At 36.8% G+C, this 18,894-nt stretch carries 23 protein-coding genes; 4 read left to right on the plus strand and 19 right to left on the minus strand.

What is annotated here, in order from left to right; translation table 11 throughout:
- Positions 1 to 9: 9 nt before the first annotated feature.
- The 6 genes from grpE to gpr form a co-directional block, all read right to left on the minus strand.
- Positions 10 to 591: a nucleotide exchange factor GrpE gene (grpE, locus tag ACK3CR_RS22385; protein ID WP_243517577.1), complete on the minus strand. Its 582-nt coding sequence runs from the start codon at positions 589 to 591 to the stop codon at positions 10 to 12.
- Between the two features lie 53 nt (positions 592 to 644).
- Positions 645 to 1,676 carry a heat-inducible transcriptional repressor HrcA gene (gene hrcA / locus ACK3CR_RS22390; RefSeq protein WP_019391422.1) on the minus strand — a complete coding sequence of 344 codons (1,032 nt, stop codon included), beginning with the start codon at positions 1,674 to 1,676 and terminating at the stop codon, positions 645 to 647.
- 85 nt (positions 1,677 to 1,761) lie between these two features.
- A complete protein-coding gene (hemW, locus tag ACK3CR_RS22395; protein ID WP_243517575.1) occupies positions 1,762 to 2,901 on the minus strand; it encodes a radical SAM family heme chaperone HemW in 1,140 nt (379 codons plus the stop codon).
- A 71-nt stretch (positions 2,902 to 2,972) separates the two neighbouring features.
- The gene (gene lepA / locus ACK3CR_RS22400; RefSeq protein ID WP_243517572.1) at positions 2,973 to 4,802 is read right to left on the minus strand and encodes a translation elongation factor 4; all 1,830 of its coding nucleotides are present in this window, start codon (positions 4,800 to 4,802) and stop codon (positions 2,973 to 2,975) included.
- A 105-nt stretch (positions 4,803 to 4,907) separates the two neighbouring features.
- Positions 4,908 to 5,243, minus strand: coding sequence for a YqxA family protein (locus ACK3CR_RS22405; protein WP_019391419.1), 336 nt, complete (start codon positions 5,241 to 5,243; stop codon positions 4,908 to 4,910).
- A gap of 179 nt (positions 5,244 to 5,422) precedes the next feature.
- Positions 5,423 to 6,547 carry a GPR endopeptidase gene (gene gpr, locus ACK3CR_RS22410; protein WP_243517569.1) on the minus strand — a complete coding sequence of 375 codons (1,125 nt, stop codon included), beginning with the start codon at positions 6,545 to 6,547 and terminating at the stop codon, positions 5,423 to 5,425.
- A gap of 244 nt (positions 6,548 to 6,791) precedes the next feature.
- Here gpr and rpsT point away from each other — a divergent pair, with 244 nt between their 5' ends.
- Complete coding sequence (gene rpsT / locus ACK3CR_RS22415) at positions 6,792 to 7,058, plus strand: 30S ribosomal protein S20 (protein WP_061802041.1); 267 nt, start codon at positions 6,792 to 6,794, stop codon at positions 7,056 to 7,058.
- A gap of 38 nt (positions 7,059 to 7,096) precedes the next feature.
- On the opposite strand, the gene holA is transcribed toward rpsT, so the two are convergent.
- Entirely contained in the window at positions 7,097 to 8,095 is a 999-nt protein-coding gene (gene holA, locus ACK3CR_RS22420; RefSeq protein ID WP_488976124.1) for a DNA polymerase III subunit delta, read from the minus strand.
- Positions 8,096 to 8,407: 312 nt separating this feature from the next.
- Here holA and ACK3CR_RS22425 point away from each other — a divergent pair, with 312 nt between their 5' ends.
- Positions 8,408 to 8,542: a YqzM family protein gene (locus ACK3CR_RS22425; protein WP_019391415.1), complete on the plus strand. Its 135-nt coding sequence runs from the start codon at positions 8,408 to 8,410 to the stop codon at positions 8,540 to 8,542.
- Positions 8,543 to 8,626: 84 nt separating this feature from the next.
- On the opposite strand, the gene ACK3CR_RS22430 is transcribed toward ACK3CR_RS22425, so the two are convergent.
- The 4 genes from ACK3CR_RS22430 to ACK3CR_RS22445 form a co-directional block, all read right to left on the minus strand.
- The gene (locus ACK3CR_RS22430) at positions 8,627 to 8,878 is read right to left on the minus strand and encodes a ComEC/Rec2 family competence protein (protein ID WP_488976125.1); all 252 of its coding nucleotides are present in this window, start codon (positions 8,876 to 8,878) and stop codon (positions 8,627 to 8,629) included.
- Between the two features lie 17 nt (positions 8,879 to 8,895).
- Positions 8,896 to 10,926 (minus strand): DNA internalization-related competence protein ComEC/Rec2, encoded by a 2,031-nt coding sequence (locus tag ACK3CR_RS22435; RefSeq protein WP_488976126.1) that lies wholly within the window; start codon positions 10,924 to 10,926, stop codon positions 8,896 to 8,898.
- 63 nt (positions 10,927 to 10,989) lie between these two features.
- Positions 10,990 to 11,544, minus strand: coding sequence for a ComE operon protein 2 (locus ACK3CR_RS22440; RefSeq protein WP_243517560.1), 555 nt, complete (start codon positions 11,542 to 11,544; stop codon positions 10,990 to 10,992).
- A gap of 99 nt (positions 11,545 to 11,643) precedes the next feature.
- Positions 11,644 to 12,258: a helix-hairpin-helix domain-containing protein gene (locus tag ACK3CR_RS22445; protein WP_243517556.1), complete on the minus strand. Its 615-nt coding sequence runs from the start codon at positions 12,256 to 12,258 to the stop codon at positions 11,644 to 11,646.
- An 89-nt stretch (positions 12,259 to 12,347) separates the two neighbouring features.
- Here ACK3CR_RS22445 and comER point away from each other — a divergent pair, with 89 nt between their 5' ends.
- Positions 12,348 to 13,169, plus strand: a complete 822-nt coding sequence (gene comER / locus ACK3CR_RS22450) for a late competence protein ComER (protein ID WP_243517554.1) — start codon at positions 12,348 to 12,350, stop codon at positions 13,167 to 13,169.
- A gap of 72 nt (positions 13,170 to 13,241) precedes the next feature.
- Here comER and ACK3CR_RS22455 read toward each other — a convergent pair whose 3' ends face one another.
- The 8 genes from ACK3CR_RS22455 to ACK3CR_RS22490 are packed head-to-tail and all read right to left on the minus strand — an operon-like array spanning position 13,242 to position 18,290.
- Positions 13,242 to 13,985, minus strand: a complete 744-nt coding sequence (locus ACK3CR_RS22455; protein ID WP_243517552.1) for a class I SAM-dependent DNA methyltransferase — start codon at positions 13,983 to 13,985, stop codon at positions 13,242 to 13,244.
- Positions 13,985 to 14,338, minus strand: a complete 354-nt coding sequence (rsfS, locus tag ACK3CR_RS22460; RefSeq protein ID WP_019391409.1) for a ribosome silencing factor — start codon at positions 14,336 to 14,338, stop codon at positions 13,985 to 13,987. Before rsfS ends, ACK3CR_RS22455 begins: the two co-directional genes overlap by 1 nt.
- 13 nt (positions 14,339 to 14,351) lie before the next feature.
- A complete protein-coding gene (gene yqeK, locus ACK3CR_RS22465) occupies positions 14,352 to 14,906 on the minus strand; it encodes a bis(5'-nucleosyl)-tetraphosphatase (symmetrical) YqeK (RefSeq protein WP_243517549.1) in 555 nt (184 codons plus the stop codon).
- The gene (locus ACK3CR_RS22470) at positions 14,896 to 15,465 is read right to left on the minus strand and encodes a nicotinate-nucleotide adenylyltransferase (RefSeq protein WP_243517545.1); all 570 of its coding nucleotides are present in this window, start codon (positions 15,463 to 15,465) and stop codon (positions 14,896 to 14,898) included. Before ACK3CR_RS22470 ends, yqeK begins: the two co-directional genes overlap by 11 nt.
- 21 nt (positions 15,466 to 15,486) lie before the next feature.
- Positions 15,487 to 15,777 carry a ribosome assembly RNA-binding protein YhbY gene (gene yhbY / locus ACK3CR_RS22475; RefSeq protein WP_019391406.1) on the minus strand — a complete coding sequence of 97 codons (291 nt, stop codon included), beginning with the start codon at positions 15,775 to 15,777 and terminating at the stop codon, positions 15,487 to 15,489.
- 21 nt (positions 15,778 to 15,798) lie between these two features.
- Positions 15,799 to 16,641, minus strand: a complete 843-nt coding sequence (aroE, locus tag ACK3CR_RS22480; protein WP_488976127.1) for a shikimate dehydrogenase — start codon at positions 16,639 to 16,641, stop codon at positions 15,799 to 15,801.
- Positions 16,642 to 16,663: 22 nt separating this feature from the next.
- Positions 16,664 to 17,755 (minus strand): ribosome biogenesis GTPase YqeH, encoded by a 1,092-nt coding sequence (gene yqeH, locus ACK3CR_RS22485; RefSeq protein WP_206765278.1) that lies wholly within the window; start codon positions 17,753 to 17,755, stop codon positions 16,664 to 16,666.
- A gap of 19 nt (positions 17,756 to 17,774) precedes the next feature.
- Entirely contained in the window at positions 17,775 to 18,290 is a 516-nt protein-coding gene (locus tag ACK3CR_RS22490; protein WP_019391403.1) for a YqeG family HAD IIIA-type phosphatase, read from the minus strand.
- 458 nt (positions 18,291 to 18,748) lie between these two features.
- Between ACK3CR_RS22490 and ACK3CR_RS22495 the strand changes: the two genes are divergently transcribed.
- On the plus strand, positions 18,749 to 18,889 hold the full coding sequence (locus ACK3CR_RS22495; RefSeq protein ID WP_019391402.1) for a sporulation histidine kinase inhibitor Sda: 141 nt from the start codon (positions 18,749 to 18,751) through the stop codon (positions 18,887 to 18,889).
- The last annotated feature ends 5 nt before the right edge of the window (positions 18,890 to 18,894 follow it).

Below are 18,894 nucleotides of genomic sequence, written 5' to 3' on the forward strand. Positions count from 1 at the left end.
TGTAAGTTTTTATTCGTTTACTTTTACCATTGCAGGTCGAATGATACGATCTTTCAATTTGTATCCTTTTTGTAGTTCTTCTACTACAACGTTTGAATCAAAAGAATCATCCGAAACTTGCATAATTGCTTGATGCTGATATGGATCAAATGGTTGCCCAACAGCTTCAATTGCCTCTACGCCTTCTTTCTTCAGCGCTTCAACAAGCTGATTGTACACCATTGTCATTCCTTTTAGAATAGACTGTGTTTGCTCGTCGTCTGTTTCAACGCTAAGCGCTCTGTCAAAGTTATCAAGAGCAGGTAAAATGTCTTCTGCTAAACTTTGAGCACGATACTTACGCTCTGCTTCTAAATCAAGCTTAGCACGACGACGTGAGTTATCGAAGTCAGCTTGTAAACGAAGATAGCGGTTTTCTTGCTCTTCAAGCTTACGTTTAAGCTCTTCAACTTCGCTTTCAGCATCTTGTTCTTCAATGCCCTCTTCCTGTCCTTCAACAGGCTGAGATTCGTTTGCTTCAGCTTCAATATCCTCTTGTACTTCATCTTTAGCTTCTACTTCTTCATTGATTACGTTTTTTTCGTTTGACATGCCTGTTCACCTCCCTCTAATGGTTAAAATAACTTTTATCAATATTTCCCTTGTTACTCTTTTTGATACAAGTGTGTTAATGCTTTAGAAAGGTCACTTGTAATAAGCTGTAACAAGCTAATAATACGTCCATACGGCATTCTTGTTGGCCCTAAGATAGCAATTGTGCCAAACTGCTGAGCTTTTATAGAATATGTGGCAGTAATTAAACTGCATTCATCCATTTGGGCCATATTAATCTCACGACCTATTTTCACTTGAATCCCTGCTTCATCTGTGTGAAGTAAAGGATAAAAAGGATCTCCTTTTTCCATCACTTCAAGCAGAGAACGCATTTTAGACACATCGTGAAATTCAGGCTGTGTCAAAATATTAGTTTTGCCCCCAATATAAATCTTTTGAGAACTTGGAAACGTTAAAATACCATCAAGCATTTCGATTGTTTCTTCGTAGTTTTCCAAGTGCGATTTTAACAGAGTAGCAACTTCTTTGTAAATCTTATCATGCAATTCACTAATTGGAACATCAACAAGTCGTTCATTTAAAATATTTACCATCTTTTCTAAATCGCTTGAGTGAACAGCAGAAGGTAATGTAATAGTTTTACTTTCTACATATCCTGTATCCGTTACAATAATTGCAACAGCCATTCCTTCTGAAAGAGGTAAAATCTGGAGCTGACGCACTTTGTGACTCACTGCACTAGGTCCTAAAGCAATGGACGTTAAATTCGTCATCTCTGAAAGAATTGTTGCTGCATTTTGAACTACTTTTTCAAGTTCAAAAACTTGCTCAGCAAAGAGCGATTTAACAACTTTCATCTCTGATCCTGTTAAAAGCTGTGGAGACAGCAGATGATCAACATAATAGCGATAGCCCTTCTCACTTGGAACCCGCCCAGATGAGCTGTGGGTCTTTTCAATAAATCCAAGCTCCTCTAAGTCAGCCATTTCATTACGAATCGTTGCAGAACTAAATTGAATAGTATCTTTCTTAGAAAGAGTTCTTGATCCAATTGGCTGAGCAGACTGAACAAAGTCATCAACAATTGCTTGTAGAATCAATAATTGACGCATTGTAAGCACTTGACATCACCTCTGTTAGCACTCTAGTTAGATGAGTGCTAAATCTATTATTAAGTTACCAAATCAGATTGGGGCTGTCAATAATTTAGATAACACCAATAAATTGTGAAAAAACTTCGTTACCAAGAAGTTTTCCTTGACGAGTCAGAAATACGCGTTGTTCATCTTCTTCAAGAAGCCCTCTCTTTTTCAAATCTTCAATCTGTTCATGGAAAATGCTATCCATTGAACGAGAAAACTTTGTTTCGAAAATGGCTTTGTTCACGCCCTCACCTTTTCTTAACCCAAGAAACATTTCTTCTTCCATCTTTTCAGCTTGTGTTACTTTATGCTCTTCAATATAAGCATGTCCTTTTTCTTCCACAGCATGAATATATTTTTTTAAAGGTCCTGCATTTGCTCGGCGTACCTCATTCATATACCCATGTGCACCAGCACCTATTCCGAAATATTCGTTATTCTCCCAATACGTTAAATTATGTTTGCTTTCAAAGCCCTTTTTCGCAAAATTACTAATTTCGTATTGCTCATATCCTTCACTTGCTAGTGTATCCATTAAGTATTCATACATTTCGGCTTCTTTTTCTTGAGGAAGCAAGTGAAGCTTTCCTTTTCGATGCAAATTATAGAATACAGTCTTCGGTTCTACAATAAGTGAGTAAGAAGAGATGTGAGGAACATTAAGTGAAACGGCTTTTTCAATAGACTGCTTAAAGTCTTCCATTGTTTGACCTGGTAAGTTATACATGAGATCAATACTTATATTATGAAACCCATGCTCTTTTGCTTGTGCAATTACTTGTTCAACCTGACTGTTAGTATGCACACGCCCAATTTTTTTTAAAAGCTCTTCGTTAAATGTTTGTACCCCGATGCTTAATCTATTTACTCCATACTTTTTCATCAGTTGAAGCTTTTCTACTGTTAATTCATTTGGATTTGCCTCAAATGTATACTCTGTTTCTTCATCAAACGGTAAGTATTTTTTTACTCCTTGTAAAAATACTTCAAGCTGCTCTCCTGTTAAAGCCGTTGGTGTTCCTCCTCCAACAAAGATCGTTTTAAAATAATCTGTTGGAAAGTTTTCCATTGTTTTTTGCATCTCTTTATTTACAGCTTCTAAATATTGTTCAACAGGCTGATTTTCAAAAAAGACTTTATTAAAATCACAGTAGTGACAAATGTGATGACAAAATGGAATATGCAAGTATGCAGCGTGAATCATACGGTTTCACCTCTTTATATGATTAAAACATAGCGAATACCGCAGAGCAGGCTCTGCGGTATTCGTCTTTCTTATTTATCGTCTTCGTCCATTTGAAGTACAGCCATGAAAGCTTCTTGTGGTACTTCAACAGATCCGATTTGTTTCATTCTCTTCTTACCTTCTTTTTGTTTCTCTAACAGCTTACGCTTACGAGAAATATCTCCTCCGTAACATTTAGACAATACGTTTTTACGAATTGCTTTAATGTTTGAACGAGCTACAATCTTTTGACCAATGGCAGCTTGAATTGGAACTTCAAACTGCTGGCGAGGAATTAATTTTTTTAGTTTTTCAACGATGACTTTTCCACGTTCATATGCAAAGTCTCTATGCACGATAAAGGATAGAGCATCAACATTTTCACCGTTTAACAAAATATCCATCTTCACAAGCTTAGATTCTTTATATCCAATCAACTCATAGTCAAATGAAGCATAACCTTTTGTATTTGACTTAAGCTGATCAAAGAAATCATAAACAATTTCAGAAAGTGGAATTTCATATACAACGTTCACTCGGTTTTCGTCCAAGTATTGCATATCAATGAAATCACCACGTTTACGTTGACAAAGTTCCATAACTGGACCAACATAATCGTTCGGGACCATAATTGTCGCTTTCACATAAGGCTCTTCAACATGATTGATTTTCTGCGCATCAGGCATATTAGATGGATTGTCAATGATTAAACGCTCATCACTTGTTGTATGCACTTCATAAATTACGCTTGGCGCTGTTGTAATTAAATCAATGTTAAATTCACGCTCAATACGCTCCTGAATGATCTCCATATGAAGAAGTCCTAAAAATCCACATCGGAAACCAAACCCTAACGCTTGTGATGTTTCAGGCTCAAATTCTAGCGCTGAGTCATTTAATTCAAGCTTCTCAAGTGCATCACGAAGGTCGTTGTATCTTGCAGAATCAACAGGATAAAGCCCACAGAACACCATTGGCTTTAAGCGACGGTAACCTGGCAGAGGTTCCGATGCCCCGTTTTTCACGTGAGTAATCGTATCCCCTACGCGTGTATCTCCTACATTTTTAATGGCTGCTGTCAAGAATCCTACGTCTCCAACGCTTAGCTCATCTTTTGCAATAGGTTTTGGATTAAAAACTCCAAGCTCTGTTACTTCAAATTCCTTGCCTGTTGCCATCATTTTAATTTTGTCTCCTACTTTAACAGAACCTTCTACGATTCGGATGTAGGCCACAACCCCTCTGTAGGGATCGTATAATGAATCAAAGATAAGAGCTTGTAACGGACCGAACGGATCTCCTGTTGGTGCAGGAACTTTTTTAACGATTTCTTCTAAAATTTCTTCGATTCCGATTCCCGCTTTTGCGGAAGCAAGAACAGCTTCTGATGCATCTAAACCAATTACATCTTCTACTTCTTGGCGAACGCGCTCAGGCTCTGCACTTGGCAAATCAATTTTATTAATAACAGGTAAAATTTCAAGATCGTTATCAAGTGCTAAATAAACGTTCGCTAACGTTTGAGCTTCAATTCCCTGTGCTGCATCTACAACAAGAATGGCCCCTTCACAAGCAGCTAGGCTTCGCGATACTTCATATGTAAAATCGACGTGTCCAGGCGTGTCGATTAAATGGAAGATATACTCCTCACCATCGCTAGCTTTATATGTTAACTGAACGGCATTCAACTTAATTGTAATCCCGCGTTCACGTTCTAAATCCATTGAATCTAAAAGTTGTTGCTTCATTTCACGCTGTGACAGCGCATTCGTTTTCTCTAGAATCCGGTCTGCTAGCGTCGATTTTCCATGATCAATATGAGCAATAATGGAAAAGTTTCGAATGCGTGACTGACGCTCTAGCTTTGCTTGTTTATCCATACGTATCCACACTCCTACTAAACTACACAATACACTAGCATAAATTATAACAGTGTATTGGTAAAGATTCAATCTTATTCAACGTAGGGTGCACTGTTTTGCATCTTATACAATTCCATCAATAAAATTAAAAAAGGCATCAACTCCGCCTTTTACCATTTTTGATAGATGCTGACCTGTAGAAGAAAAGATGTTGAATGCTTTTCGTTCTTCAAGCATTCTTTGCTTCTCTTCAATGTCAAGAAGCTCTACATTCTCTCCTAACACTTCGGCTTCTGCATATCCTCGGTCGTTTTTCTCTACGGTTAAAGCGTTTGAGAAGTTAGGATCATCATAGCCCTTCATTTTGATAAGCCCTTCATTAGACACCTGCATTCCAACTAATACTCCAAAAGCAAGCAAAAGCGTGATAAAAAAACATTTTATAAAAAAACGAAACATTTTTTCGCCTCCACTTTTTTGATTTACTTTCCATTATGACTAATCAACGGTTTTTTCATACAAAAGCATGAGAGGATAGCAGGGTGTTATCACCTTAAACATACCAAAATGTTCTACTCTCTCATTTTCTCTATCATAACTATGTGAGAAATAGAAAGAGTAGAACATCTCATAGATTTTTAATGGGTATACGAGCCGAAGTTTTCTTGATCAATCTTTTCATGTAAAGCTGCATTCAGTCCACCTGCTAATACATTAGCCATTGATCCAATAAAAGAATCTACTTCCTTTGGCGTGACCATTAAATTGTGCCCAAGTGGGGAAAGAACTTCATGAATAAGGCGACGCTTCTCTTCTTCTTCAAGTGTCCCTACAACTCCCATATACGTTTGTCGTTCTTGTTCACTTGGCAAATCTTCATCTGTTAATGTTCTTTTTTCTCCAAATGTCATACCAGCTGGAACGAGCGATTTAGACGGTTTTCCTTGTTCACTTTGTTCGCGCCCTAAATGCTTCAGGATAAAATCAATTGTATCGCTTGTAATAGAAACAGCATCAACAACCGTTGGAATGCCGATTGCAATTACAGGAATACCAAGCGTCTCATAGCTAAGCTCTTTTCGTTTGTTGCCAACCCCAGAGCCTGGATGAATCCCGCTATCAGCAATCTGAATGGTTGCATTCACTCTTTCAAGCGAACGTGCAGCAAGTGCATCAATAGCCACAACAAAATCAGGATTTACCTTTTTTATAACTCCATCAATAATGTCGCTTGTTTCAATTCCCGTCACTCCCATTACTCCTGGAGTTAGCGCACTTACTGATCTAAATCCTTCTTCAACACTTTCAGGCTCGATTTTGAATAAGTGACGCGTAATGACGAGGTTTTCTGTTACAAGAGGACCAAGCGCATCAGGAGTAACATTTCGGTTTCCTAAACCAACGATAAGACAGCTCATTTCCTTTGTGACTCCAATTCCTTCTAAGAAATGATGAAACTCTTTAGCAAATACCCTCTCTATTTCTTCCTGAAGTTCTGTATCTTGATTACGAATTCCAACTGTTTCAAGTGTCAAATATTGCCCTTTCTTCTTTCCCATTTTTTCAGCGCCTTCTTCTGTAATCTCTACAGAGGTAATTTTCACGCCGCCATCTTCTCTTTCTTTGATAATAACTCCTTCTATTGCACCTTCACTTTCTTTAACATTTGCTTTTGTTTCTCGTTCTTGAACAAGCATCTCATGTTCTTCAATAGCTAAATCCGTTCTGACTCCATATTTACTTAAATCTAATTTTTCGCTCACTTTTTTTCCTCCTTCTTGCGAATCATACGGATAGTTTCACCTATTAGAATCTGTTCATGCACTTCTCCTCCTTTTTTAAGACACCCTTTTTACAGTTTGAAACCCTTTTTTAAATAAATTTCTTTCTTTCCATTTTTCTTTCTATTGCATTCTAATGCGGTGTTTGATAGAATATCACTTGTTCTTATTGCAATAACATCGAGCGGTTAAACCTCGATTTTTATCTTTCTAGGAGGTGAAAAGATTGGCTAATATCAAATCTGCTATTAAACGTGTTAAAACAAACGACGCTCGTCGTGTTCATAATGCACAAATTAAATCTGCTATGCGTACTGCAGTGAAAAACTTCGAAGCTCTTGTTACTAACCAAGACGCTGACAACGCTAAAGCTGCTTATGCAACAGCATCTAAAAAAATTGACAAAGCTGCACGTAAAGGAATCATCCATAAAAACGCGGCTGCTCGTCAAAAATCTCGTCTAGCAAAACAATTAAACAGCATCTCTGCATAATTGTAAAAAAACCCCCAACATTCGTGTTGGGGGTTTTTTTAGGCTTCATATTTTTTCATAAACAAAAGCTCAAGTAAAAGAGCTTTATCCATTTTTCCCGTTTTCATCTCGAAATCAGCTCGTGCTAAATCTTTTAACAAATTCAGAAGATGATCTGTAGAGAAGCTTCGACCTTGTCCAATAGCTAATTTAACTCGGAAAGGATGAACTTTTAAAGCTTGACTAATTTGTTTTTGGCCGTAGCCTTGATTCGATAAGCGCTTTGAGTGATAAACAAGTCGGATTTGCGATACAAGCAAAGCCAAAATCTTAATTGGCTCCTCATTATTACGAAGTAAATCTCTGTAAATTGTAATAGTGTCAACAGTTCGCCCATGAATGAATGCTTCAACTAGCGCGAATACATTTTGTTCAAGCGACTTTGAAACAAGCTGATGAACAAGCTCTTCTGTAATTTCCTCCCCATATAAGAGGAGTTTTGCAAGCTCCATATGTACAATTGTTAGCTTCATCCCTGTTAGCTCTATAAATTCCGCAAGAGCTTCATCCGTTATGGTTAGTCCAGCCTGTGCTACTTCTGCTTTAACCCAGTTTTTAAGCTCACCTTCTGTTAATTCATTTGCTTCAAGATGAGTGCTTTTCGTTTTTAGCTTCTTCGTTACTTTCTTTCGCTCGTCCAATTTCTCGTAAGGTGCTACGATAATAAGAACACTGAACGGGGCAGGTTCTTCTAAATAGCGGATAAGAACATCTACATTATGCTCAATTTTTTGCTTTTCAGCTGTCAAAAAGGTCGCATTTTCTGCTATAACCACTCTTTTTTCTCCTAAAAAAGGCAATGTTTCCGCATCTTCTATAACCGTTTCAATTGGTGTTTCCTCTAAATCAAATGAGGCTAAATTAAATTCCTGTTCTTCCTCTGTAAGTGTTTTTTCAATGATTTTCTGCTTTGCATCCTTCAATAAGAAGGAATTAACTCCCTGTAGCAAATAAACCGGTGATAGTGAATTTATTTCTTTTAGTTCTTGTACTTTCACACTTTTGTCTCCCTTATTTTCTACGTCTCCTTCTATCTTAGCTTTGTCCTTTTAAATTGACAACTGTTACAATATTCTTGCATAAACTAAGTGAGAGCACCTCAAAAAGGTGCTCTCAAATCTATAGTAAACATTAACCGAAAAGCCCTAGGTTACTTTTTAGTTAATGAGAATTCTTACTACATATCATGACCTTTTGCAGGGAAAGTATTTGTGACAACTCTTTCTAAACGTGGAAGCTCGGTATGTGAGAAAGGTGTAGATTTTTTCCAATTTAATGTTTATACTTAAATTAAATTAGGAGGGGGTACAATGAATAAATTTGAACAAAGTGTTCAAAGTAAACGAAATGACGCTGTTGATTCAGCTGTTGGTTTTGTTGTTTCTTTCGGCTTCTTTGCAACCATATTTATTATTGGCACTCTAATTGATTACTTTGCATCTTAAAAATTGAAAACGCTTCTATTTCTAAAACATCTCAAGCCGTTGTAAATGTACAGCGGCTTGAGGCTTTTTATATTGTACTACATACTATGGTAAAGTCATCTGAAACGTTCCAGCTTTCCTTGAAAAACGGTAAATAAGTGCACCTTGTTTATCTGTTCTAAAAATTTTCACATGATTTTGTTCTAAGCGTTCTAAAACTTCATGATGCGGGTGATTATAACGGTTATCTTCTCCTGCTGAAACTAGTCCGTAAGAAGGTTGTATCTCCTCTAGAAAAAAGGCTGATGTTGAAGTTTTGCTACCATGATGTCCGACTTTTAGAACATCAATTTCCAAAGCGGGGAACGTTTCTATTAATTTTGCTCTCCTTCCTCACCTAAATCTCCTGTAAAGAGCCAACGGTGATTTCCGAATACTGTATATATAACGATTGACTGCTCATTTGTGTCCTCCTCCATTCCAAAAGGAGCAAGCACATTAAAAGTATGTTCTCCTTCTTTCCAAACATCACCACTTCCTACAAGAGTTAATGGAGTACCTCTCTTCATAGTTTCTCTTACCAATTCTTGTTCAAGCTCTGAAAACAATTTTTTCTTTCCAAGAACAAGCTCTTTTACGTCTACAAGATCTAACAATTCTAACGCGCTTCCTCCATGATCATGATCTCCGTGCGTTATGATAAGTTTAGTAATTGAAGTAATACCCTTTGATTTTAAGTATGGATGAACAATGTCTTTTCCGACGCTAAATGTTGTTTGGCGCTTCTCCCATTCTTCTTGTTGAAATGAAATTGAGCCCCCTGTATCAATTAAATAAACGGCTTTGCGAAATGGAAGCTGAATTAAAATGCTGTCTCCTTGCCCAACATCAATGACAGAAACCTCTCCGTTTGGATTCATGTAAGGCATAAAACAGTAAAAACTTAAACAAATTACAAGAAGTAATGAAGAAGGTAGGATATCTTTTAATCTTTGTGCTTTTTCAATTTGAAAGCAAACGTAAAAGATAACTACATAAAGAAGACAAAACTGCCATGCATTCAGCTTTCCTGTTGTAATGATCGAAAAATGAACATTCCCTGCACTGCGAAGCAGTTCTGTACTCCATTCCACAAAGAAGAGAGTAACGGTTTCAACAGCTTGAGGAATAACAGGCACTATTCCACTTGTAAAAAAAAGAAAAAGACTTGCTGGCAGCAGTATAAAAGAGAAAAAAGGTACAAAAAAAAGATTTAAGAAAAAACTAAAAAGCGAAAATTCATAGAAATGATAAAGTAAAAGAGGAATGGAAGCGAGCTGAGCTATGAGAGATAGAGCAATAATCTGCCATAGAAAGTGAGAGGATTTGGAGATAATACGATGTGATAATAATATAAAAAAGGTAACAACAAAAGATAATTGGAAACCTGCATTAAATACAGCATATGGGGAATTCATTGTAAGGGCTAGAAAACAGAGAGCTAGAACATCCACTCCGCTCAGCTTACGTCTCCATCCTGTTATATATAAAAAGAGCACAATCATACTCATCACAACTGATCTTACAACAGATGGAGAAGCTCCTGTTAAGATACTATATATTGGTAAAGTAAAAAGGAGACAGAGCGCACTATGCTCTCTTGTTAAACCGAGACGAAGTAAAATTAAAAAGGCTCCCCCAACTAAAAGGCCAACATGCAAACCTGAAATGGCCAAAAGGTGTACAACTCCTTGGGCTTCATATAACATAATTGTTTCTTCATTAAAGTCTTCCCGACTCCCGAAAATAAGTGCATTAACGAATGCATTAAGAGGTGTGCTAATATGTGTGTTCATACGTTGGATTCCTGATTGTCTTAGCCCAGTAAAAAACATCGTTCTTTGTTGATACTGACATTCTTTGATGTCGCTTACAGTCATTGTCCAATGGATTCTTTGAAAATACAAATATTCTCTATAATTAAAAAGGCCTGGATTTCGATTTTGCTTCGGAATTTCTAATGCACCTTCTACCCTACAATTCATTCCTACCCTTAACTGTTTTAGTAATTTTTGCTCCTGTTCATTTCTTATTTTGTAATAAGACTGAACTGTTTCACCTTGTTCTGTTTGAAAAGAAAAAGAAAGAACATTACCGTTTATGCGAGGAATAGAAGAAAGCTTTCCATTGAAAGTCGTCTGATGAGGAGAAAGAACAGAGTTATTTCTACTTTCAGTATAGAAGTAATAAAAAATAGTAAGAAAAAAAGCGAGGAAACAAATCACAGCAGTCGTGGAGCTTGTTCTTTTTATAACAAAGATACTAACCATTATAAACACTATATAAAGGGTGATTTCATTATAAAAATGGCTAATAAAAAGAGCTAGACTTACAAACAACGATACATAAATCCACTGTCCTTTCACAAAAACTCCTTTCTTTTAAAAAGGAGGAGCAAAACGCTCTCTCCTCCTTTTATCAAAGTTATATTAAAATTTTGCCGCAAAAAGTTTTTTTGCTTTTTCAAGTAGCTCTTTTTGTTCCTTTTCATCAGCTTTTTGCAATAACTGTTGAATAAATGCTAGCTGCTCGTCGTTATAACTATTTAATGAGCTCGTATCAAATTCTACCTTTTCAGTTTTTACACCTGACTGTTCAAAAAGCTCGACAGCATGAGGGTGGTTTTTGTAATCATTTGCGTAATACACCGTGCTGATGCCAGCTTGAATAATTCCTTTACAACAGTTTAGACAAGGAAAATGTGTTACATAAATATCTGCTCCCTCTGTCTTCACTCCAAATTTTGCACATTGAATGATAGCGTTCATTTCGGCATGAATCGTTCGTACACAGTGACCGTCTATAACGTAGCATCCTTCATCAACACAATGAACCCCACCGCTAATTGATCCGTTATATCCGCCTGCAATAATGCGCGTATCTCTAACAATTGTTGCCCCAACAGACAAGCGCTCACAGGTGCTTCTAGAGGCTAATAAGTGGCTTTGAGCCATAAAGTATTGATGCCATGAAATTCGTTCCATCTCTTTCCCTACTTTCTCGTTATACAAGTTCTTTCTATAAGTGTAGCGAGAAAAGTTGAGAAACGTCAACAGCCTTTTCAATTGTTGATATACTTCTCGTTATACAGTAATTTGTTCTTTAATTTTTTCAAATGATTTCTCTCCAAATCCACTAACATTCATAATGTCTTCAGGAGCTTTAAATGGACCATTTTCTTCTCTATAAGCAATAATTGCCTCTGCTTTTGAAGGGCCCACACCGTTTAACTTTTGCAATTCTTCACTTTGAGCATTGTTGATGTTGATAAGGGCGCTCTCCTCTGTATCAGTTCCTCCAACCGGAATAGAAGTTAATTCTTTCTCACCTTCAGAAGGTACGTAAACAACCATTTCGTCAGCTACTTTTTGAGCTAGATTAACAGCTGTTACTTCTGCATTTTTTGTAAATCCACCTGCTTTATTAATGGCATCATCAATTCTTTCTCCATTTTCCATTGTATAGATACCTGGGTTTTGCACGCTCCCTTTTACATCAATTACAATCGGAAGTTCAGCTTCCTCTTTCTTTTGATGCTCTTCATTTTTCTCTTCTTTCGAAAACACTAGGCTTTCACTGCCTGTTGCTGGTTTTTTCGCTTCTTTGTCTCCACCTAACACAATAGACAACAAGAGAAGCAGGCAAACAAGACCTCCACAAATAGCAGACAACCATTTATGGGTTCGTAACCATTCCATTGAGTCCACTCCTTTTTAATACATATTCATAAGACAAGGGATGATCACATATCGTTTAGGAGATAAAGTTTTGAAGGAGAGATGAAGTGATGAATATCGGATTTATCGGAACAGGAAACATGGGGCGTATTTTAATCGAGTCTTTTATTGAGTCAAACGCTGCAAATCCTTCTGACATTACCATTACAAATCGAACTCGTGCAAAAGCCGAAAGTTTACAAAAGAGCTATCCTTCCTTACATGTAGCTTCAGATGCTTCAGAAGTCATTCATAAATCAAATATTATTTTTCTATGTGTGAAACCATTGGATATTCACCCCCTTTTAGAAAAAGTACGTCCATTATTAAAGCCACATCATTGTCTTATATCTATTACAAGCCCTATTTCTGTTAAACAGCTTGAGGAGCTTGTAGACTGCCAAGTAGCTCGGATTATTCCAAGCATTACAAATCGAGCGTTCAGCGGTGTTTCTCTTGTCACGTATGGCGAAAGTTGTAAACAGCATTATCGCTTATTTTTAGATCACTTATTATCAAAAATATCGACACCTTTATCAATTGAAAATAATATTACTCGTGTTTCATCTGATATTGTAAGCTGTGGTCCTGCTTTCTTTAGTTATTTACTGCAGAGATTTATCGACTCTGCTGTTGAAGAAACAGAAATTACAAAAGATCAAGCAACAAAAATGATTAGTGAAATGGTTGTGGGGTTTGGGAAGTTGTTAGAAACAAATCTCTATACATTACCAACTCTTCAAGAGAAAGTATGTGTAAAAGGCGGCGTTACTGGCGAAGGAATCAAAGTGCTTGAGGAACATGTTGGGAAGATGTTCAATAAGGTATTTCAACAAACACACGCAAAATACGATGAAGATTTAGAAAAAGTCGGCTATCAATTCAATAAATAATTCGCTCTTTAAAGTAAAACTCCTTCTAAAAATAAAAAACCTACCAACAATAAGTTGGTAGGTTTTTCTCATTTACTTCTTAAAAGAAAAGAAAAGACGTTCACTTTCTTCAGAAGGCGGGCAATTTTTAAAATCACTGCTTACTTCCATAGAGGTGAAACCAGCTTCTTTTCCCCACTGCATATATTGAGAAATGGAAAATGTGCGCTGATAGTGTTCTTCTTCAAAGCGCTCATATGCCTGTTTATTCTCATTCCAAGCAAAAAAAGTGAGCTCATGAACGACAGAGTGAGGATATTCTCCTTCAAAACTGTTCCAAATGTAAGCATTCTCTATTCCATCATAAGCAAATGTTTGACCAATAAAAAGCTCGTCTATTTTAAAGATAGAATGAACGTCGAAAAGAAGAAGTCCTCCCTCTTCAAGGTGACTATACGCTTGCTTAAACGTTTGTCTTACACGTTCTTCATCTTGTAAATAATTAAGAGAATCACAATAAATTACAATACAGTTAAACATTTGACCGAGATCTAACTCGCTCATATCTTGTTGGAAAAGCTCCGGTTTAATGCTATGTTTTTCTAGTTTTTCCTTAGCCATCATAAGCATCTCATCTGAGAGATCCACGCCAACTGCATATAGCCCATGCTTTGCAAATTGAAGTAGCATAGACCCTGTTCCACACCCTAAATCTAAGATTTTTGGGGATTGTAATCCTGCTTTACTTATTTCGCTTTTCGTATATTCCACCCATTTATCATAAGGAGCATCGCTCATTAGCTCATCATAGATAGAAGCAAAGCGCTCATAACTCATTATTTTGATTCTTCTCCAAGAGAAACAAGCGGTGCATCGCCCCAAAGGCGCTCTAGATTATAATAGCCGCGTTCATCTTTATGGAAGACATGAGCTACAACATCTCCTAAATCAATTAAAATCCAGCGAGCTTCGTTAAATCCTTCAAGACGCTTTACTTCAATTTCATGCTCGTTTGCTTGTTCTTTAATTTCTCGCGCAATTGCTTGAACTTGACGATCTGAATTTCCGTGACAGATCATAAAGTAGTCAGCAACAAGGGAAATTCCTTTCATATCTAAAGCTATTACGTCTTCAGCTCTTTTGTCATCTGCTGCTTTCGCAACAAGGGATAGTAGTTCTAGTTCTTTCATATCAATGACCTCCTCATTGTACTACACTATTGTATGTGTTAATTGTCATTGGGTAGATTGGCTGTTTGCGTCCAATTAGAAATACAATGGTATTTCTAAGACATAAAAACAAAGCTTCATCCAAGCTGTTCTCAGCAGACTGTCTTACTTCCTCAACACCAGGGAAACTACGGCCTGGTTCAATGTAATCCGCAACATATACAATCTTCTCGAGCATTGTCATGTTTGGACGTCCATACGTGTGATACTCAATAGCACGTAAAACAGCTTCATCTTCTATTCCCACTTCTTTTTGAACAAGATAAGCACCAACTGGCGCATGCCAAAGTGAGTGATGATGCTCTAATAAATCTTTACTCATATTTTGCTCTATAATAATTTCTTTCATTTCATCTTTAGGACGAAACTTTGCGTAATCATGAAAAATAGCTGCAAGTTCAGCCTTCTTTACATCCTCCCCATATTTCTCAGCAAGCTTAATGGCTGTTTCCATTACGCCAACTGTATGAGTATAGCGAGCTTCGTTCAGCTGTGCTTTTACGATTTCTAACGCTTCTTTACGATTCATACAACCCCTGCTCCTCTATGTAGTTTCGGACATTTTCTGGAACAAAATAGCGAATGCTCTTCTGCTTCTCGTATTTCTCGCGAATAAGGCTTGATGAAATCTCAATTTGAGGAACGTCCGCTTCTAAAATAGAATATGGTGTGCTTATCGTATGATGAGGTCTTTTCACCCCTATAAATGTGACGAGCTCTAGCAGTTCCTCAATGTTATACCACTTTGGCAAGTATTCAACCATATCTCCACCAATAATAAAATAAAACTGTTCGTCTCGATACCGGTCTTTTAAAAGCTTCATTGTCTCAAAAGTATAGGACGTTCCTTCTTTTTCAAACTCAATCGGCTGCAATTTAAAACAAGGATTGTCTTCAATTGCTAGCTCAGTCATTCTCAAGCGGTGTTTTGAATCTGTAACCTTCTTTTTTTCTTTATGAGGAGGGGAGTATGAAGGCATAAACCATACCTCATCAAGCTGGTATTGTTCTAATGCCTCATTGGCAATAATAAGATGCCCTAGATGCGGCGGATTAAAAGTCCCTCCTAATATTCCCACTTTTTTCATACTCGCTACCTCCTTTCATCTTTATGGTAAAGAAATTTGTTTGTTTTCTGTTGATTCCTTATAAAGAACAATCGTATTTCCAATCACTTGTACAAGCTCAGCATGTGTACCTTTGCTTAGCTTGTCTGCTACTGTATCACGATCTTCCAAACAGTTTTGAAGAACACTTACCTTTAAAAGCTCACGCGCTTCTAAAGCATCTTCAATTTGAGTAATCATATTATCATTAACACCACTTTTTCCTACTTGAAAAATAGGGTTAAGATGGTGTGCTTTTGAACGTAAAAAACGTTTTTGTTTCCCAGTTAACATTATATTCCTCCTGTAACATCTTTACTTCTTTTGTAGATGACGTAAAACAACATCTTCCATCACTTTTACATTTGGCTGCACTCCTGTCCACTTTTCAAAAGCAAGTGCACCTTGCATAACAAACATTCCAATACCTGTATGAGCTAAAGCTCCACGTTCTTTAGCTTCACGCAGGAGCTTTGTTTCAAGTGGGTTATATATAATATCACTAACTGTTGCGCCTTTTTTTACATGTTGAAGAGAAAGTGGACTCTCCTCAACGTTTGGACTCATTCCAACAGCAGTCGTATTAATGATAATATCATAACGTCCAAGGTTTTCTTCTGCTTCTGTTATTGACAAAACTGTTCCCTCATTATCAATTGGACAAGAAGTGATAAGCTCTTGTGCTTTAGAAAGCGTGCGATTTGCTATGTCGATGCAATTCGCTTGACCTTTTGCTGCAATAGTAAAGAGAAGTGCTCTTGCTGCACCTCCAGCGCCTAAAATAAGCACACTTTGGTCTTGAAGCGACGGTCGCTCTAAAAATGTTAAAAGCGATTGAAGATAACCATCACCATCTGTATTATACCCAACATAGCGACCATTTTCATTGACAACCGTATTTACGGCTCCAATTTCACGTGCCAATTCATCAATTTCATCAAGGAAATCCATCACTTTCACTTTATATGGAATTGTGACATTAAATCCTTTTATATTTAATGCTTTCAGACCTTTTATTCCTTCTTCAACCTTCTCTGGTGCTATCTCAAACGCATGATAATAACCGTCAATAGAATGATGATCCAGTACAGCATTTTGCATATGTGGAGACAGCGAATGCCCGATTGGATAACCAATAACACTGTAAAGTTCTTTCATACGTACCGTATCCCCCTTGCCCTTAAATTAATGATGGACGAACAAATACACCAACGCCCTTAGGCGCATGAGCAACAATTTTAGCTCCCGGATCGTTTATTGTTACCCAGCCAAGTCCAGAGAAAACAACATCTATTTTTGGCTCTTTAATCGTAAATGAATGTGCAACAAGCTCTGGGAATTCATCAAGCTGCTCACGACGAGGTGGTGTGAGCATTTCTCCTGCGTGATCTTCATATAGCTTGTCTGCTTTCTCAAGCTTTGTACGATGAATATGAAGCTCACTCGGAATATAGCACGTAAAGGAGCGTCTTCCACCGCTCACATAGTCAAAACGAGAAAGCCCACCAAAGAAGAGCGTTTGTTCCTCATTAAGCTGGAATACTTTTGGCTTGATTTCTTTTTTTGGCATAATAATTTTCAAGTCACGTTTATCAACATAGTGAGCCATTTGATGATGGTTAATAATTCCTGGTGTATCATATAGCGTTGAGCCATCATCAAGCGGAATTTCAATTAAGTCAAGCGTTGTTCCTGGATACTGAGATGTTGTAATAACGTTGTCTTCTCCGCTAAATTGTTTTAAGATATTATTAATAAATGTTGACTTTCCAACATTTGTACACCCTACAACATACACATCTTTTCCATTACGATAACGATCAATAATTTGAGCTACATCCTCAACACCTTGTCCTTTTACAGCACTAATTAAGCAAACATCAATAGGTTTTAAGCCATTTTCTTTTGCTTCTTTTTTCATCCAGTTAATTACTTTGTTTTGTTTTACAGACTTCGGAAGCAAGTCAACTTTATTACCAATTAACAATACATCATTATTGCCAACAAAACGCTGCAGCCCAGAAATCCAGCTCCCATTAAAATCAAAAATGTCTACAATTTTAACGATCAGGCCATCTGATTCTCCAATTCCATGAAGGATTTTTAAGAAATCGTCATCTGTTAAGGAAACATCTTGAATTTCATTATAATGTTTCAAACGGAAACAGCGTTGACAAATAATTTGCTCTTTCTCAAGTGCAGATGGCGGCGTGTACCCTAGCTTTTTTGGATCTTCTGTTTGGATATCAACACCGCACCCTACGCAGTACATTTCTTGTTCACTCACCTAATTATTCCTCCCAATTTATCATGCCTTTTTTCTTCATCCATGTTAAAATTCTTCGTTCCATTTGACGGTTAAATTTTGTGAAAAATCCGTCTGTTTGAGCAACTGGAACAACAAGAATGGTATATAATTTCATACGATTTCCACCTAGGACATCTGTCATTAGCTGATCTCCAATTACAACGATTTCATTGCGGTTTACATCCATGTTCCGAATTGCTTTTTTAAATGCTCGTCCCATTGGCTTACGCGCTTTATAAATAAACGGAATGCCAAGCGGATCTGAGAAAAGGCGAACTCGTTTTTCTACATTATTAGAAACAATAGTTACTTGAATATTATGTTGCTGCATGTTTTCAAACCATTCAATAAGTTTTGGAGTTGCATCAGGTCGATCCCATTCGACAAGGGTATTATCTAAATCTGTAATAATCCCTTTAACTCCTCTTTCTTTTAAATCTTCAGGTTTTATTTCAAATACACTTTTCACATGCTGATCTGGCAAAAATAACTTTAACACAGCTTATCACACCTTTAACGACTAGTTCACTTCCATTTTGCTATTATACTCAATATACTGCCCTACTTTAAAGAGCAAATCATCTTTTTCTTCTTATTCCTCCAACTCACAAGACAACTAACAAGAAAACAAACACTTCGACAATATCCATTAATACCCAAAAAACTTTTCGACAAAATTCAAGCTACTTCAAATTTGTGGATAACTTTATTCACACTATACATCCTGTTTTTTCAACAATCTTAAAAGTTACGAACATTATACCCACAACTTATCCACTCTTTTTTGTGGATAACGGAACGATTGTTCTAACATTTAAAACATGATAGATTAAGGTTACACAAATTCACATAACCTACTTATCTATGCCTGAAAACGTTTATATAGAACAACCTAATTTTTTTTAAACGATAAAGTCTTTTTTTGAAAATGCTCTCATACTATAGGAGGTGACAGGAGTGGAAAAGCTGTCAGATAAGGTATTAGTTGAATCATATTGCAAAGCAAATGAATTAAAATTAAGTCCTGAATTTATTAAGCTTATCGAAAAAGAAATTGAAAGACGTTCTCTTCATGCTAAAATCAAAATTTCTTCCTAAGTTAT

This window comes from Priestia sp. TRM10 (assembly GCF_057808375.1).

What these genes read in the sequence shown, in the direction of transcription:
- grpE (WP_243517577.1), bottom strand. Translation starts at nt 591, where the DNA reads ATGTCAAACGAAAAAAACGTAATCAATGAAGAAGTAGAAGCTAAAGAT.
- ACK3CR_RS22455 (WP_243517552.1), bottom strand. Translation starts at nt 13,985, where the DNA reads ATGAGTTATGAGCGCTTTGCTTCTATCTATGATGAGCTAATGAGCGAT.
- ACK3CR_RS22425 (WP_019391415.1), top strand. Translation starts at nt 8,408, where the DNA reads ATGAATAAATTTGAACAAAGTGTTCAAAGTAAACGAAATGACGCTGTT.
- yqeK (WP_243517549.1), bottom strand. Translation starts at nt 14,906, where the DNA reads ATGAATCGTAAAGAAGCGTTAGAAATCGTAAAAGCACAGCTGAACGAA.
- lepA (WP_243517572.1), bottom strand. Translation starts at nt 4,802, where the DNA reads ATGGATAAACAAGCAAAGCTAGAGCGTCAGTCACGCATTCGAAACTTT.
- yhbY (WP_019391406.1), bottom strand. Translation starts at nt 15,777, where the DNA reads ATGTTAACTGGGAAACAAAAACGTTTTTTACGTTCAAAAGCACACCAT.
- ACK3CR_RS22405 (WP_019391419.1), bottom strand. Translation starts at nt 5,243, where the DNA reads ATGTTTCGTTTTTTTATAAAATGTTTTTTTATCACGCTTTTGCTTGCT.
- ACK3CR_RS22440 (WP_243517560.1), bottom strand. Translation starts at nt 11,544, where the DNA reads ATGGAACGAATTTCATGGCATCAATACTTTATGGCTCAAAGCCACTTA.
- aroE (WP_488976127.1), bottom strand. Translation starts at nt 16,641, where the DNA reads ATGAAAGAACTTTACAGTGTTATTGGTTATCCAATCGGGCATTCGCTG.
- ACK3CR_RS22470 (WP_243517545.1), bottom strand. Translation starts at nt 15,465, where the DNA reads ATGAAAAAAGTGGGAATATTAGGAGGGACTTTTAATCCGCCGCATCTA.
- comER (WP_243517554.1), top strand. Translation starts at nt 12,348, where the DNA reads ATGAATATCGGATTTATCGGAACAGGAAACATGGGGCGTATTTTAATC.
- rsfS (WP_019391409.1), bottom strand. Translation starts at nt 14,338, where the DNA reads ATGAAAGAACTAGAACTACTATCCCTTGTTGCGAAAGCAGCAGATGAC.
- yqeH (WP_206765278.1), bottom strand. Translation starts at nt 17,755, where the DNA reads ATGTACTGCGTAGGGTGCGGTGTTGATATCCAAACAGAAGATCCAAAA.
- hemW (WP_243517575.1), bottom strand. Translation starts at nt 2,901, where the DNA reads ATGATTCACGCTGCATACTTGCATATTCCATTTTGTCATCACATTTGT.
- ACK3CR_RS22445 (WP_243517556.1), bottom strand. Translation starts at nt 12,258, where the DNA reads ATGGAATGGTTACGAACCCATAAATGGTTGTCTGCTATTTGTGGAGGT.